The 15,368-nt window shown below is 69.5% G+C and carries 12 protein-coding genes; 9 read left to right on the top strand and 3 right to left on the bottom strand.

All coding sequences use genetic code 11. The features are described from left to right. Nucleotides 1-13: 13 nt before the first annotated feature. Nucleotides 14-1,399 carry an FAD-dependent oxidoreductase gene (locus V2S05_RS12725; RefSeq protein ID WP_413635758.1) on the top strand — a complete coding sequence of 462 codons (1,386 nt, stop codon included), beginning with the start codon at nucleotides 14-16 and terminating at the stop codon, nucleotides 1,397-1,399. On the opposite strand, the gene V2S05_RS12720 is transcribed toward V2S05_RS12725, so the two are convergent. Further along, nucleotides 1,323-2,039 carry a Pr6Pr family membrane protein gene (locus V2S05_RS12720; RefSeq protein WP_413635757.1) on the bottom strand — a complete coding sequence of 239 codons (717 nt, stop codon included), beginning with the start codon at nucleotides 2,037-2,039 and terminating at the stop codon, nucleotides 1,323-1,325. The genes V2S05_RS12725 and V2S05_RS12720 overlap by 77 nt on opposite strands. A 117-nt stretch (nucleotides 2,040-2,156) precedes the next feature. Here V2S05_RS12720 and V2S05_RS12715 point away from each other — a divergent pair, with 117 nt between their 5' ends. The 4 genes from V2S05_RS12715 (at nucleotide 2,157) to V2S05_RS12700 (ending at nucleotide 7,008) form a co-directional block, all read left to right on the top strand. Further along, nucleotides 2,157-2,546 (top strand): fluoride efflux transporter FluC, encoded by a 390-nt coding sequence (locus tag V2S05_RS12715; RefSeq protein WP_413635755.1) that lies wholly within the window; start codon nucleotides 2,157-2,159, stop codon nucleotides 2,544-2,546. Continuing rightward, entirely contained in the window at nucleotides 2,543-2,905 is a 363-nt protein-coding gene (locus V2S05_RS12710) for a fluoride efflux transporter FluC (protein ID WP_413635753.1), read from the top strand. The genes V2S05_RS12715 and V2S05_RS12710 overlap by 4 nt, the downstream gene beginning before the upstream one ends. A gap of 72 nt (nucleotides 2,906-2,977) precedes the next feature. Beyond that, complete coding sequence (locus V2S05_RS12705) at nucleotides 2,978-3,550, top strand: TetR/AcrR family transcriptional regulator (protein ID WP_413635751.1); 573 nt, start codon at nucleotides 2,978-2,980, stop codon at nucleotides 3,548-3,550. 11 nt (nucleotides 3,551-3,561) lie between these two features. Continuing rightward, entirely contained in the window at nucleotides 3,562-7,008 is a 3,447-nt protein-coding gene (locus V2S05_RS12700; protein WP_413635750.1) for an efflux RND transporter permease subunit, read from the top strand. Nucleotides 7,009-7,102: 94 nt separating this feature from the next. On the opposite strand, the gene V2S05_RS12695 is transcribed toward V2S05_RS12700, so the two are convergent. Next, nucleotides 7,103-8,020 (bottom strand): aldose 1-epimerase family protein, encoded by a 918-nt coding sequence (locus V2S05_RS12695; protein WP_413635748.1) that lies wholly within the window; start codon nucleotides 8,018-8,020, stop codon nucleotides 7,103-7,105. 247 nt (nucleotides 8,021-8,267) lie between these two features. Between V2S05_RS12695 and V2S05_RS12690 the strand changes: the two genes are divergently transcribed. Together V2S05_RS12690 and V2S05_RS12685 are read left to right on the top strand one after the other, a co-directional pair. Then, nucleotides 8,268-10,601: a DEAD/DEAH box helicase gene (locus V2S05_RS12690; protein WP_413635747.1), complete on the top strand. Its 2,334-nt coding sequence runs from the start codon at nucleotides 8,268-8,270 to the stop codon at nucleotides 10,599-10,601. Between the two features lie 108 nt (nucleotides 10,602-10,709). Next, on the top strand, nucleotides 10,710-10,943 hold the full coding sequence (locus V2S05_RS12685) for a hypothetical protein (RefSeq protein WP_413635746.1): 234 nt from the start codon (nucleotides 10,710-10,712) through the stop codon (nucleotides 10,941-10,943). On the opposite strand, the gene V2S05_RS12680 is transcribed toward V2S05_RS12685, so the two are convergent. Beyond that, nucleotides 10,922-13,009, bottom strand: a complete 2,088-nt coding sequence (locus V2S05_RS12680) for an intein-containing Rv2578c family radical SAM protein (RefSeq protein WP_413635745.1) — start codon at nucleotides 13,007-13,009, stop codon at nucleotides 10,922-10,924. The two genes, V2S05_RS12685 and V2S05_RS12680, sit on opposite strands and share 22 nt — an antisense overlap. A 94-nt stretch (nucleotides 13,010-13,103) precedes the next feature. On the opposite strand from V2S05_RS12680, the gene V2S05_RS12675 reads away from it, so the two are divergent. Then, nucleotides 13,104-14,033: a M15 family metallopeptidase gene (locus tag V2S05_RS12675; RefSeq protein ID WP_413635744.1), complete on the top strand. Its 930-nt coding sequence runs from the start codon at nucleotides 13,104-13,106 to the stop codon at nucleotides 14,031-14,033. Between the two features lie 140 nt (nucleotides 14,034-14,173). Then, on the top strand, nucleotides 14,174-15,337 hold the full coding sequence (locus tag V2S05_RS12670) for an acyl-CoA dehydrogenase family protein (protein WP_413635742.1): 1,164 nt from the start codon (nucleotides 14,174-14,176) through the stop codon (nucleotides 15,335-15,337). Nucleotides 15,338-15,368: the final 31 nt, after the last annotated feature.

The raw sequence follows: 15,368 nt of genomic DNA, 5'->3' as shown, positions 1-15,368 counted from the left end.
TCTGGCAAGCACGATGAGCATCACGCGCCGCACTCTGCTCGTCGGCGCCGGGGCGGGCGCCGTCGGGCTGCTGCTCGCCGCCTGCACGCCCGAGCCGCAGCCTGCGCCGACGCGCACGAAGACGCCCGTGCCGCGGCCGACCGCACCCGAGGCGGTGCCGGCGCCGGCCGGCTGGCTGCGAAGCGCCTGGGCCAGCGACCCGTACTCGTTCGGATCGACCAGCTACCTGCCCGCCGGTGCGGATCCCACTGAGCGCGAGCGCCTCGCCGAGTCCGTGCTCGACCGGGTGTTCTTCGCCGGTGAGGCCACCGACACCACACGCCCCGGCACCGTCGTCGGAGCCGTCGACGATGCACGCCGTGCCTCCCTCGAGATCGTCAGCGTCGCCGAAGACACCGAGCGCCTCGCCGTCGTCGGCGCGGGTGCGGCCGGAGTGATCGCCGCCCGGATGCTCGCGGACGCCGGCCACGAGGTCACCCTGTTCGAAGCGCGCGAGCGCATCGGGGGTCGCATCCGCAGCGTCGCCGACGACGAGCAGTGGCCGATCCCGCCGCAGCTCGGCGCCTGGCTGCTGAGCGAAGACGATCTCGCGTCGCTGGATGATCGACTGGTCGACATGGGTGACCACACGGTCACCCTCGACGTCCCGACGGCATGGAACGCTGACGGTGAGGCGCCGGGCCTCGACCGTGCACCGATCGCGCAGGCCGTCGAGAAGGCCCAGGCGCAGGCATCCGACGCGCCGATAGCCGAGGCGCTCAGCGCGAACGGCGCAGACCTCGATGATCCCGCGCTCGCAGCCTCGCTCGCCTGGATGGCCGCGATCACCGGCGCCGACCCGTCTCGGGCCTCGAGCTGGTACCCGCCCCGGTTCCCAGAAGGGGCGGTGCACGGTGTCATCGGCGACCTCGACGGGTTCCTGGAGAAGCAGCTCGAGGATGTCAGGGTGGCGACGGCGTCGCCCGTCTCCCGCATCGCGTACGACGAACGCGGCGTGAGCCTGCGGCTCGGCACGGGCGAAGCACTCTCGTTCGATCGCGTCATCGTCACCGCGCCGGTCGGTGTGCTGCAGAAGCAGGGCATCGAGTTCGCGCCCGCCCTGCCCTTCTCCCACCGCGGTGCGATCGCAGCCCTGGCATCCGGCTTCATCGAGACGGTCTGGATGCGCTTCGACAAGGCGTTCTGGGCGACCGAGGCGACCATCTGGCATGTCGTCGGCGGCGACGCGATGATCCGCACCTGGCTGAACCTTCAGCCGTTCACCGGCGAGCCGGTGCTCGTCGGCCTCGTCGGCGCAGCGGACGCCGAGCAGTTCGCCGAGCTCAGCGAGCGCGACGCGGCGCTCGCCGCTCGCGCCTCGCTCGTGTTCTTCGCAGAGCCGGAAGCGGACGAGGGCTGATCTCACCCCACGGCGGCACCGTCGGGCGCACCTTGCTCAGCAGCACGAGCGCGACCGCGACGGCGGCGAAGATCGCCAGCGCGAGCGCGCAGCTGAGCGCCATCTCGGTGAGGCCCGACACCTGCCGCAGGTCGAGGAAGTAGTACGGGTACCAGCCGATCACGCTGCCGCGCCAGATCGTGAAGACGCCCCACAGCACCGGATACAGCAGCACGAAGGGCACCACGCGCCACGACGCGGCACGACGGCCGGGGCCGAACACCCAGGCGACGACCGACCACGCCGGCAGCACGAAGTGCAGCACGACGTCCGACCAGGGGACCGTGATCGGGATGCCGTGCTCGCCGGCCTGCCACACGATGAGAGCGAACGCGAGACCGGCGGTGATCGTCCAGCTGAGCACGAGAGCGCGAGCGGTGGTCAGCCACGCCGGATCCTCCGCGCGCCGCAGGGCGATCACCCCGGCGACGACCGCCAGAACGGCGAACGCCGTGTTCGACTGGATCGTCAGGTAAGCGAAGAAGTTCGACCCGGCCAGGGTCTGAGAACCCATGCCCCACAGCATCCGATGCACGAGCGCCGCGATGCACACGGCGGCGGTCGCCAGACGCGACCAGCCGAAGATCCTTCGCGTGAGCACTCGAGCGTCGTCCTCCCGGCGGTCCGGCGGCATCGGGAGCGGAGCCGCACCGCCGCCTCGAGTCTATGCAACTCCGGGCCGACCACCGCTGCGAGAGCGCGCCGCTAGAGTGGCGCAGTGACCACCCCGACCCCCGTGCGCACCGTGACCCGGCGGGCAGCGCTCGCCGCGGCGGGCGGCGCGGTCGGCACCGCGGCACGGCTCGGGATCAGCATGCTGATCCTCGACGCCCCGGGCGCTGTACTGGCGGCGAATCTCGTCGGGGCGCTGATGCTCGGCGTCCTCACCGCCCGCATCCCCGCATCGGACGCGCGCGTGTTCCTCGGCACCGGGTTGCTCGGCGGCTTCACCACCTACAGCGCGTTCGCGCTCGACAGCGTCGAACTGTGGGCGACCTCATCCGCGCTCGCCGGGGGATACATCGCCGCGAGCATCGTGGGCGGCCTGCTCGCCGCGTGGCTCGGGCTGCGGATCGGCGGGGCGTTCGGCCGTCGGAGCGCGTCGTGAGTCCGCTCGTGTTCGCGCTCGCCGCGGCCTGCGGCGGTCTGGGCGCGGCCGTGCGGTATCTGATCGACATCGGCATCGCCCACGTGACCCGCTCGCGCTTCCCGTGGGGTGTGCTGGTGATCAACATCACGGGCTCGCTGCTGCTCGGACTGGTGGTCGGGATGCTTCCGGGCGCCGCGTTCGTGATCGGCGCGGGCTTCCTCGGCGGGTACACCACCTTCAGCACGGCGATGATCGACGCGATCTCGCTGTGGCGCGCCGGGGAGCGGCTTGGGGCCGTCGTCGACGTCATCGGCATGCTCGTGCTCTCGCTCGCGGCGGCGCTCTTCGGACTCGGCGCGGGGAGTGCGCTGGCCTGAGGCTGCCAGTCGAGCCACAGGTTGCCGCGCGCATAATGTACAGACGTACATCTGCGATGCCCGGGAGGGGTCATGAGCGAGCCGTCACGACGACGCCGTGACCCTGAGGCGCGCCGGATCGCGATCCTCGACGCCACCGCTGAGCTGATCCTCGAGATCGGGGTGAGCGCGGTGACGCACCGTCTCATCGCCGCCCGTGCGGGCGTTCCGCTCGGTGCCACCACACAGTACTTCGCGACCCTCGACGAGCTGCGCTCGCAGGCGCTGCGACATCTGGTCACCGAGGTCGACGCTCGCGTCGACGGCATCCGCTCGGCGCTCGAGCAGCGCGGCGCGACGCCGCGGGTGCTCGCAGAGCTCATCGTGCAGGGACTCGCCGACGCGCGCGCACTCGAAGCCGATCGAGCCGTCGTCACCGCCGCCGTCGACGACCCTCAGCTGCGCGCCATCGCGCGGCGCTGGTCGGAGCGGATGACCGGCTTCCTCATTCCCGCGTACGGTGCCGAGCGGGCGACCGCGGCGGCCGTCTTCATCGACGGCGTGCTCTGGCACGCCCGCATCCACGACGAGACGCTGAACGCCTCCCTGATCGAGAATGCCCTCGCGGGCATCCTCGGCGCCGACCCCACGACCACGAGCGACTGAAAGAGCACCGCGTGTCGAACCTTGCCATCCTCAGCCTGCGCAACCGAGCGCTCATCGCGCTGATCACCATCGTGTCCGCCGTCTTCGGCGGACTGGCGCTCACCAATCTGAAGCAGGAGCTCATCCCCTCGCTCGAGCTGCCCGCGCTGGTGGTCATGAGCACCTACCCCGGCGCGTCGCCCGAGGTCGTCGAGAACGACGTCTCCACGCCCGTCGAGAACGCCATCCAGGGCGTGCCGGGCCTGGAGTCGAGCAGCGCCACGAGCACGACCAACGCCTCGATCGTGCAGGCGATGTTCGCGTACGGCACGAACCTCGCGACCGCCGAGCAGAAGATGCAGCAGGCGATCAACCGCATCTCGCAGCAGCTGCCCGACGATGTGAGTCCGCAGGTGCTCAGCGTGTCGATCGATGACTTCCCCGTCATCCAGATCGCGGTCACCGGGTTCGACGACTCCGAGACCGCGCAGCAGGATCTCGAGAGCACCGTCATCCCCGACCTCGAAGACGTCGACGGCGTCAACGCCGCCGAGATCGTCGGCGGCGTCGGCCAGCGCATCACGATCACCCCGGATCGGGCGAAGCTGTTCGCCGCGGGCCAGACGACCCAGTCGATCAGTCAGGCGCTCGAGCAGAACGGAGTGCTGCTGCCCGGCGGCGACATCACCGAGGGCGACGAGACGCTCACGGTGCAGTCGGGTGCGAAGCTCACGTCGGCCGCGGATGTCGCGGCGCTGCCGCTGAACGGCACGGAGCTCACGATCGGCCAGGTCGCCGAGGTCGCGCAAGTCTCCGACCCGGTCACGTCGATCTCGCGCGTAGACGGTGAGGACGCGCTCTCGATCGCCGTCACCAAGCTGCCCGCCGCGAACACCGTGGAGGTCTCGCAGGGCGTGCTGGCGGCGCTCGACGAGCTCGGCGACACGTTCCCGGATGCCGAGTTCACCGTGATCTTCGACCAGGCGCCCTACATCCAGCAGTCGATCGAGACACTCGCCACCGAGGGCCTTCTGGGCCTCGCCTTCGCCGTGATCGTGATCCTCGTCTTCCTGCTGTCGATCCGCTCGACACTGGTGACCGCGATCTCGATCCCCACCAGCGTGCTGATCACCTTCATCGGGCTGCAGGCGTTCGGCTACTCGCTCAACGTGCTCACCCTCGGAGCGCTGACCATCGCCATCGGCCGCGTCGTCGACGACTCGATCGTGGTGATCGAGAACATCAAGCGCCACTACGTCGAGGGCGCCGACAAGGGCGCCGCGATCCGTCTCGCCGTGCGCGAGGTGGCATCCGCCATCACCGCCTCGACGATCACCACCGTCGCGGTGTTCCTGCCGATCGTGTTCGTCGGCGACATGGTCGGCGAGCTGTTCCGCCCCTTCGCGATGACCGTGACGATCGCGATGGTCGCCTCGCTGTTCGTCGCGCTGACGATCGTGCCTGTTCTGGCGTACTGGTTCCTGCGTCCGGGCAAGCCGCTCGTCGGTGCGGACGGCTCGCGGATCGATCCGGAGCATCCGGATGCCCCGCCCACGCCGCTGCAGCGGATGTACCGGCCGATCCTCGGCTGGACGCTGAAGCACTCCGTCGTCACCGTCGTGCTCGCCGTGCTCGTGCTCGCGGGCACGCTCGCCGCGGCGCCGCTGATGAAGATCAACTTCCTCAGCGACTCCGGCCAGAACACCATGACCGTCACGCAGGACATCGGCCAGACCGCGAGCCTCGAGGCGAAGTCCGAGGCGGCGAAGAAGGTCGAGCAGGCGCTGGACGGCATCGACGGGATCACGCACGTGCAGGCGTCGATCGGATCGAGCGGCTCGCCCCTGCGCGACGCGTTCTCGGGCGGGGCGGGCATCACGTACTCGATCCAGACGAGCGACGACGCCGACCAGGAGCAGCTGCGGGACGAGGTGCAGAAGAAGGTCGACGACCTCGACGGCGCCGGTGAGATCACCGTCGCGGCGACCGACGGCGGGTTCGGCTCGAGCGACATCGAGGTCACCGTGACGGCGCCGAACGCCGACGATCTGCAGACCGGCACCGACGCGCTCATGAAGGAGCTCGACGGACGAGACGGCATCGGGCAGGTGACGAACAACCTGTCGGCCTCGCTGCCGTACATCGCCGTGATCGTCGATCGTGAGGCGGCCGCCGCGCGCGGCCTCTCGGAGGTCGCGGTCGGCTCGATCGTGTCGGGCACGATGCGTCCGCAGCAGATCGGCTCGGTCGAGGTCGACGACAGTGCGCTCACGGTGTACCTCGTCGACCCCGAGCCGCCGACGTCCGTCGACGCGCTGAAGCAGCTCTCGATCCCCACCGCGACGGGACCGGTGCCGCTCGAGCAGCTCGCCACCGTCGAGCAGCGCGAGGGCCCCACCTCGATCTCCACCGAGCAGGGACGCCGCACCGCCACGATCACCGTGCCGCCGGCATCCGACGACCTCGCCGTCGCCACTGCATCGGTGACCGCGGCACTCGACGCGGTCGACCTGCCCGACGGCGCCCGCGCCGAGGTCGGCGGCGTCGCCGAGCAGCAGGCCGAGTCGTTCTCGCAGCTCGGGCTCGCGATGCTCGCGGCGATCCTCATCGTGTACGTCGTGATGGTGGCGACGTTCAAGTCGCTGCGACAGCCGCTGCTGCTGCTCGTGTCGGTGCCGTTCGCGGCGACCGGGGCGATTCTGCTGCAGATCGTCACGGGCGTTCCGCTCGGCGTCGCGTCGCTGATCGGCGTGCTGATGCTGATCGGAATCGTGGTGACGAACGCGATCGTGCTGGTCGACCTCGTCAACCAGTACCGGGCGAAGGGGCTCACGACACCCGAGGCGGTGATGGCGGGAGGCGAGAAGCGTCTGCGACCGATCCTCATGACGGCCCTCGCGACGATCTTCGCGCTCACCCCGATGGCGCTGGGCATCACCGGGCACGGCGGGTTCATCTCGCAGCCGCTCGCGATCGTGGTGATCGGCGGTCTCGTGTCGTCGACCGTGCTCACGCTCATCGTGCTGCCGACGCTCTACAACCTCGTGGAGGGGGCCAAGGAGCGCCGGCACGCGAAGCGGGCGGCGCGAGGCGACGGCGACGATCCGGGATCCGGCCCGGGCAGCGAGGATCCGCGAGGACCGGTGCCGGGAGACAGTGGCGCGGCGGCGGATCCGGCGCCCGCGGCTGCCGCGACGCCGTCGGCCGATCCGGCGATCGCGGCGCCTGCCGGCGCTCCGGCAACGGCGACGGAGGCACGATCCGAGCATCCGGCCGCTCCCGCCACCGTCATGGTGCCCGACGAGAACCGGCCATCCGACTCGATGATGGCCGCGGCAGCTGCTGCGTCCGCGGCGGCGGCTGCAGCCTCTGCCGCTGCGGCCGCGGCATCCGTCTTCGCCACGTCGGTCGCGGCGGAGCATCACCCGACCCGTCGCGAGCTGCGCTCGCGCGGCCTGCCGCCCGCGAACGACGTCTGAGCCGCCTCCGACGTCTCGCGAAACGCAGGACCTCACACGAAACGCAGGGCGATCCGTCCGATCGGCTCCTGCGTTTCGTGTGAAGTCCGGATATTCAGGCGAAGCGGATGCCCCACTGCAGCGTCCACGACTCGCCTTCCGCGAGCCGGCGCAGCCCGCGACCCGAGTTGAAGGCGTCGGCGGGGGCCGTCATCGGCTCGATCGCCACGGCGAGCGGCTGCCCGGGATACTTGTCGGTCGTGAAGGCCTGAACGTAGTCGAAGCCGGCACCCTGCTGCAGCGTCACAGTGCGGCCATCCGGTGCGGTGAGCGTGGTGCGCACGAACCCGTCGGCATCTCGGTGCAGGTTCGCGTACCCGGTGTCGAGCTGCACCTCTCCGAGTCGGCGACCGTAACGAAGGTCGGTCGCCGACGAGACCGGGCTCTCGCCGACGGGCAGCATCCGGTCGTCGGTCTCGAAGTACGTCTCCGCCGGCAGTCCTAGCACCAGATCACGGGCGTCGACGCCGTCGATGGCGAAGAACGGGTGCGTGCCGAGCGCGACCGGTGCGGGGTCGGGTGAATGGTTGGTGAGGGTGTGCGTGACGTCGATCCCGGCATCCGTCAGCGCGTACGTCACCGACGTCGCGACAAGGTACGGGTACCCGGTCTGCGGCACGACCTTCGCGACGAGCGTGACCGACTCGTCGGTGTGATCGGCGATCTCGTACGCGGTGTAGCGCAGCAGTCCGTGGCTCGCGTTGCGGAACTTCGGCTCGCTGACCGCGAGGGCGCGCTCGGTGTCGCCGTCCTGCCACACGCCGTCGCGGATGCGGTTCGGCCAGGGGGCCAGCACGACCCCGGAGCACGACGGTGTCGGCTGGTCGGCCGGGTAGGGCGGCACGATCTCGACGCCGCTCACCGTCAGGTGACGAAGGGAGGCGCCGACCTGGGCGATCTGCGCCGTCACCTCTCCGCGTCGCAGGTGGATCTGGATGCCGGTGGGGGACCCGATCACATCGTCAAGAAGCATGAGGTCATCGTACGGCGGGCACTCTCTCAGCAAACCCCGGTATCGTGGATGCAGTCGGCTTCGAGCACCCGCGTCACGCGGTTCTTCCGAGCACCACTCATGCTCATTGTGAGCTCAGGGGCCGATGGTTCATAACCATCACATGAATGGCCCCGGCCGACGAATGCCCGGGTATGTCCCACGCGCGCTGATCTCTGTGCCCGCGGAGCGGACGCTGTTCTCGTGTCAGAGACAGTCAGGAAACACCATGCCCAAGAATGGCAAGCCCAAGGGCGGACGCCCGTCGCGCAACTTCGAGCCGCGGTACGCGAAGAGCGGCCCGTCGTTCCACGAGCGCCACTCCGGCGGACGCCCGTCGCGAGACGGCGACCGTCGGACGGATGGCGCGGAGCGCCGCTCGTTCTCGTCAGACGCCCGTGGCGACCGCCGCCCCGGCAGCGTCAGCCCGAAGCACCGGGGCTATCGCCCCGCCGACGCCGAGGGATCGGCGCCGAAGGGACGCTGGTCGGATACGCAGCGCGCCGGTCGGGACGAGGCCCGCTCGATCCGCAACCGCGCCGAGTCGGGACGCCGCGAGGCGCCGCATCACCGCGGCGACCGCGACGACCGTCAGGGTGGTCGCGGCTTCGACCGCAACGACCGGTTCGGCCGGGATGCCCGCCCCGCCCGCGATGACCGTGGCGGTTACGAGCGGCGCGACCGCTTCGACCGCGATGCGCGCCCGTCGCGCGACGACCGGTACGGCCGGGATGCCCGCCCCGCCCGCGACGACCGCGGCGGATACGCCCGCTTCGACCGCGACGCCCGCAACGATCGTGGCGGCTTCGACCGTCGTGGCGGGTTCGAGCGTGACGCGCGTCCGGCGCGCGACGACCGCGGCGGATACGGTCGGAACGATCGCTTCGACCGCGACGCCCGGCCTGGCCGCTTCGACCGCGACGCCCGGCCTGGCCGCTTCGACCGCGACGCGCGTCCGGCGCGTGACGACCGCGGCGGGTACGGTCGCGCCGACCGCGATGTCCGTCCCGCGCGCGATGACCGTCGTGGCGGCTTCGAGCGCAGCGAGCGCCCTCGTTTCGACCGCGATGCGCGCCCCCAGCGCGGCGGCCGTTTCGACCGTGAAGCTCGTCCGACACGCACCGATCGCTTCGACCGTGACGCGCGCCCGGCTCGTGACGACCGTCGTGGTGGCTTCGAGCGCAGCGAGCGCCCTCGTCTCGACCGTGACGCGCGTCCCGCGCGGCAGAACCGCGACGACCGTCCGAACCGCAGCGACTGGAACGCCACGTCCACTGCCAAGGCCCGCGAAGAGCACGTCGATGTCGTGCACGAGCGGCTCGAGGCCGAAGCCGTCCAGGCCACCGAGGTCGCGGATGTGACCTTCGGGGATCTGGGGCTCGGGTCGAACATCGTCGAGATCCTGAGGAACATGGGCGCCGAGACGCCGTTCCCGATCCAGGCCGCCACGATCCCCAGCATCCTGCAGGGGCGCGACGTGCTCGGCCGCGGCCGCACCGGTTCGGGCAAGACGATCGCGTTCGGCGCGCCGCTCGTCGAGAGCATCCTGCTGTCGCAGAAGGGCAAGCGCCGTGAGTTCGGCCGCAAGCCCCGCGCGATCATCCTCGCGCCGACCCGCGAGCTGGCGCTGCAGATCGACCGCACCGTGCAGCCGATCGCACGCAGCGTCGGCCTGTTCACCACGCAGATCTACGGCGGTGTGCCCCAGGCGCGCCAGGTCGGCGCTCTCAACAAGGGCGTCGACATCATCATCGGCACCCCCGGCCGCATCGAAGACCTCATCGAGCAGCGCAAGCTCGACCTCTCCGAAGTGCGCATCGCCGTGCTCGACGAGGCCGACCACATGGCCGAGCTCGGTTTCGCCGAGCCGGTGCAGCGCATCCTGCGCAAGACCGGCACGGCGCTCGACGACGGAGCCACGAGCCAGAAGCTGCTGTTCTCGGCCACGCTCGACCGCGAGGTCGCCGCGATCGTCGACGAGTTCCTCGTCGATCCGGCCGTGTACGAGGTCGCCGGAGAAGACCAGGACTCGAGCACGATCGACCACCGCGTGCTCGTCATCGAGCACCGCGACAAGGCCGACGTGCTCACCTCGCTCGTCGACCGCGACGGGCAGACCCTGGTCTTCGCCCGCACCCGCGCGTACGCCGAGATGCTCGCCGAGCAGTTCGAAGATGCCGGCATCGCCGCTGTCTCGCTGCACGGCGACCTCAACCAGGCCAAGCGCACGCGCAACCTGCAGAAGCTGACGGCGGGCAAGGTGCAGGTGCTCGTCGCCACGGATGTCGCCGCTCGCGGCATCCACGTCGACGACATCGATCTGGTCGTGCAGGCCGACGCTCCCGACGAGTACAAGACGTACCTGCACCGCGCCGGGCGCACTGGTCGCGCCGGTCGCTCGGGTCGCGTGGTCACGCTGATCACCCGCCAGCGCCGCCGCCGCATGGAGGATCTGCTGGGGCGCGCCGAGATCGACGCGCCGTTCGAGCAGGCAGCCCCCGGCGACGACCTGATCGAGGAGATCTCCGGCCGCATGCCCAGCGAGGCCGAGCTCACCGCCTGAGCCGGTTCACAACTCAGGAGAGACCGTCGGGATCCGCGCCCTCAGGGTCGGATCCCGGCGGTCTCTGCGTATTCGTCCTGAGTGGTGAACGCCACATAGTGTGGACCCATGGGTTGGAACGAGTGGGCGACAGCCGGGGGCACGGTATGGTTCAGCATCGCTCTGGTGATCAGTGCGCTCGCCGGCATGCAGGGGCGCACGAAGCTCGGGTGGTTCGTGCTCGGGATGATCTTCGGCCCTCTTGCGCTGCTCTTGCTGGTGTTCCTCATTCAGCCGCCGGCTGCGCGTCAGGAGCTGCCCGCCGGCAGCGCCGTACGAGCTCAGAAGAGCATGTCGGACTGAGTCGTCGTGCGGACGGATGCCGGCGCGGGACGCTGCCGCATCCGCCGACCGCGCATGCTGTCGTTCTCTTCTTCCGAGCGGGCATCGAGCCCGTGCACGCGCATGAGCGGCCGGATGCGCCGCGCGAGCCACTGTCGATAGGCCTTGGGTGCCTCGACCGACACACCCGGGTACAGGCCGCGGTACGACGACAGCAGCTCCGGATGCTCGCGCTCGAGCCACTGGAAAAACCACGGCTTCACGCCGGGGCGCAGGTGCAGCGCGCCGTACACGACATGGTCGGCGCCGGACTGTTTGATGCGCCGCAGCGCCCCGTCGATCGCCGCGAGCGAATCGGTGAGGTGCGGCAGCACCGGCATGAGGAAGACGCCGACGCGGAAACCGGCGTCGCTCAGCGCGCGCACCGTGTCGAGGCGCGCGTGCGTGGTGGGGGTGCCGGGTTCGATCGCGTGCTGCAGGTCGTCGTCGTACATCGCGATCGACATCTGGATGTCGATCGGCACCCGCTTCGCCGCCTCGACGAGCAGGGGGATGTCGCGGCGGATCAGCGTGCCCTTGGTGAGGATCGACATCGGCGTGCCCGAGTCGGCAAGAGCCTGCACGATCCCGGGCATGAGCTTGTACCGGCCCTCGGCGCGCTGGTACGGGTCGGTGTTCGTGCCGAGCGCGACGGTCTCGTGCTTCCACGATCCGCGGCGCAGCTCGCGCTGCAGCACTTCGACGACGTTCGTCTTGACGACGATCTGCGAATCGAAGTCGGCGCCTCCGTCGAGGTCGAGGTACTCGTGCGTCCCCCGAGCGAAGCAGTTGTGACTGATCACTCCATTGGCGATGAAGTCGCCCGTACCCGTCGTGATATCGACGAGGTCACGGAGGCCGGGGAGCGGATCGATGCTCACGATTCGAAGGTCGGAGCGGGTCTTCACCGCGACGCCGTCGATGGCCATCTTCCGAGTGATGGCAGGCTGCGTAAGCGCAAAGAATCGCATGCGAGCAGGCAATCCACCCGTGACGCGCACGGCTCGGACGCCGTTGGATCGAAGTGGCTCGAGAACGTGCGGAACACCGAGGGCGTCCATCGCCGCTGTGGTGGTCTCAAGCAGGAGCGGATCCGTGTTGCTTATCCGCAGCACGCCACGCGAACAGCCTCCCTCGGCGTCGAATATCCCCGCCAAGAACCCCTGCTGCCACTCGAGGGTGGGTGTCTGGGGGATGGCGATCAGATCGTTCTCAATCCGCTCTACGCCGGCCTTCGCAGCGGTGTGAATAGCTGCCATCGCTGCGCGAGTCTCGCTGGCCGGAGCAAACGCTCGCGTGTTTGTCGGCACTCCTGCCCACGCGAGGTATTCCCGGCTCCGATCCAGGGCTTCTGCATCCTTCAGCGCCAGCCGAAAACGATGGATGCTGCGCACTCGGTCCGCGGACGGATAGAGCCCATGGAAGATCATGCCATCGCCACGGATCATGCCGGCGAGGTAGCCGTGGCGGTAGTCGGAACCATCTATGTCGACCACGGAGCGGGGGTGCCCGATTCCAAAACCCATCAACCTGTTGTTGACGGTCAGATGGGGGCGTTGCCCTGCGTGCGCGTCTGCCACATGCTTCCAGCCCCTGTCGGTGAGGAATCGGTGGTCCCCACTCGCGATCAGTTCCGTTCCGTCGGCAAGCACGACGCGGTACGCGGGCTTCTGTGTGGACCACTTCGCTTCGATTCGCGTCTTCACATAGCGGCGGTACCTGCCTCGACGCTCGGTGCCCATGATCTCGTCACCAACAGACAGCTCGATGAGCGCGCGTTGCCGGCCATCGGCGCACAACACAAGTGTGCTGGGGTCCAGGCAATAGACACATGCATGGCTGCATCCGCGGTACGGGTTTACGGTCCAGGCGAACGGCATGCGAGACGCGCCCGGCACCGCGTTGAGGGCGGACTTGGCAAGCACCTCGTGAAAGGTCATCCCGGCGAACTCGGGCGTGGTCACCGAACGGACTATTCCCGCGCGGCTCTCCATGCCCGGGAGCGCGTCGGCGTCGACATCCGCGAGCGCCTGCCCCTGCCATCTCATTCATTCATTCGAACAAAAAGACGCATCCGTGTCAAGCCTTCATCGCATCTCTGTTCGATGCACGCTGTCCCTTCGGGTGGGGGACAATGGATCGGTGAACGCCGCGCAGTCCCGACATGTCGCGCGTGAACCGCTCGCCGTGAGGGTCGCACTGCCGCTCGGTGTGCTGTTCACGGCGATGGCGTCGCTGGCGACCCTGTGCGGCGTGATCGCCGAGAGTCCTGCGACGCGCGCTGAACTGCCCGCGCCGGCGGCGGCGATGTCGATCCCCGCCGTCGAGGTCGATGCCCGGCTCGCGGCGAATCCCTGTGCCGACGACGCCGTCCGCGCAGCGCTCGACGCGGGCGACGACGCGGCCTCCATCGCCGCGTTCGGCGGGGGCGTCGCATTCCGCGAGGCGATCGTGAAGGGCAACGCGCCGTGCATCTCGCTCTCCGATCCGAACCGGTCGTGGGTGGTCGTCAACAAGCAGCGCCCCCTCGAACCGGTGAGCTTCGCCCCGGCATCCCTCGCCGACATCGGGCTCAGCGCCACCACCCGCTCGAACGAGCTGCGGCCCGAGCCGAAGGACGCGCTCGAGGCGATGGCTGCGGAGGCGAGCGACGCCGGCGCAGGCACGCTCGGGATCAACAACGGCTATCGCTCGTTCGGGCTGCAGGAGGCCACGTACGGCGGCCACGTGCGAGACCGGGGTCAGAGCGGGGCGGATGCCGTGTCGGCCCGCCCGGGCTTCAGCGAGCACCAGAGCGGACTCGCCTTCGACCTCGTCGCCTGCGACCCGCGCTGCGGGACCATCGAGGCTTTCGGGGCGACGACGCAGGGACGATGGGTGGCGGAGAACGGCTGGCGCCACGGTTTCATCGTGCGCTATGAACCCGGGCAGACCGGCACGACGGGGTACGCGCCCGAACCGTGGCACATCCGCTACATCGGGCCCGAGCTCGCCCGGGCCTACCACGACGGCGGATTCCACACCCTCGAGGAGTTCTTCGGACTGCCTGCGGCGCCCGATTACAGTCACTGAGACGTTGATCCGCGTCTTCCCACAAACGCGGAACGCAGTGTCATCGTGTGTGAGACTTGTTCCCACAAGCGACTGTCCGGCGACGTCATTGCGACCTAGACTCGCCGTGCGAGGACGCACACGATTTCGAGGAGGACGCCATGGAGCGCGACATCTACGAAGAGGACCACGAGGCCTTCCGCGACCTGGTCAAGGATTTCGTCAAGCGGCACGTCACGAACGAGTCGATCGAGCGGTGGGATGCCGCGGGCGAGGTCGACCGTGAGACGATGCGCGCGGCCGGTGAGGCCGGCATCATCGGACTCTCGGTGCCGGAGGAGTTCGGCGGCGCCGGCATGCTGCAGGACTACCGCTTCCGCGCCATCGTGAACGAAGAGGTCATCGGCGCCGGCGCCGGCTCGCTGGCGGGCGCCCTCGGCATCCAGGACGACCTCGCCGTGCCGTACCTCGTGCACATGGGCACGCAGGAGCAGAAGGAGAAGTGGCTGCCGCGCATGGCCACCGGCGAGATCCTCGGCGCGCTCGCCATGACCGATCCGGGCGCGGGCAGCGACCTGCGCGGCATCAAGACCAATGCGAAGAAGGTCGACGGCGGGTACATCCTCAACGGCGCCAAGACGTTCATCTCGTCGGGCACCACCGCCGACATCGTGGTCACCTTCGTCAAGACCGGCGAGGGCAACCGGCCCGACGCGTTCAGCCTGCTGATCGTCGAGAAGGGCATGGAGGGCTTCGACCAGGGCAAGAAGCTCAGCAAGATGGGCTTCCACGGCTGGGACACCGCCGAGCTCAGCTTCACCGACGTCTTCGTACCCGACGAGAACCTGATCAGCGGTAAGGAGGGTCAGGGCTTCATCCAGCTGATGATGAACCTGCCGCTCGAGCGGCTCTCGATCGCCGTGTCTGCGGCCGCGGTGATCCAGGCCGCCGTGAAGTGGACCGTCGAGTACACGAAGAGCCGCGACGCGTTCGGCGAGCGGGTCATCGACTTCCAGAACACCCGCTTCCGCATCGCCGACATGGCCACCACGGCCGACGCCGTGTGGGCGTACGTCGATCGCGGGCTCAAGGCCTACGCAGCCTCGCAGCTCACCGCCGAAGAGGCCGCGCAGCTGAAGTTCTGGGTCACCGAGCGCGAGTGGGAGGTGCTCGACACCGGCGTGCAGCTGCACGGCGGCTACGGCTACATCATGGAGTACCCCATCGCCCGGGCTTTCACCGACGCCCGCGTGCACCGCATCTACGGCGGCACCAACGAGATCATGCGCGAGATCGTCGGTCGTCAGATCGCCGGCAAGCGCTGAGCGCCGACTGAGCGCGCCGACGCCGCGGCGC

It is taken from the genome of Microbacterium sp. OR16, from assembly GCF_047306725.1.
GTDB lineage: Bacteria > Actinomycetota > Actinomycetes > Actinomycetales > Microbacteriaceae > Microbacterium.
This window is presented reverse-complemented; position numbering and strand designations above follow the sequence as displayed.

Coding starts and splice junctions, on each gene's coding strand:
- V2S05_RS12725 (WP_413635758.1), top strand. CDS start 14: ATGAGCATCACGCGCCGCACTCTGCTCGTCGGCGCCGGGGCGGGCGCC.
- V2S05_RS12685 (WP_413635746.1), top strand. CDS start 10,710: ATGGGTTGGAACGAGTGGGCGACAGCCGGGGGCACGGTATGGTTCAGC.
- V2S05_RS12680 (WP_413635745.1), bottom strand. CDS start 13,009: ATGAGATGGCAGGGGCAGGCGCTCGCGGATGTCGACGCCGACGCGCTC.
- V2S05_RS12670 (WP_413635742.1), top strand. CDS start 14,174: ATGGAGCGCGACATCTACGAAGAGGACCACGAGGCCTTCCGCGACCTG.
- V2S05_RS12695 (WP_413635748.1), bottom strand. CDS start 8,020: ATGCTTCTTGACGATGTGATCGGGTCCCCCACCGGCATCCAGATCCAC.
- V2S05_RS12690 (WP_413635747.1), top strand. CDS start 8,268: ATGCCCAAGAATGGCAAGCCCAAGGGCGGACGCCCGTCGCGCAACTTC.
- V2S05_RS12705 (WP_413635751.1), top strand. CDS start 2,978: ATGAGCGAGCCGTCACGACGACGCCGTGACCCTGAGGCGCGCCGGATC.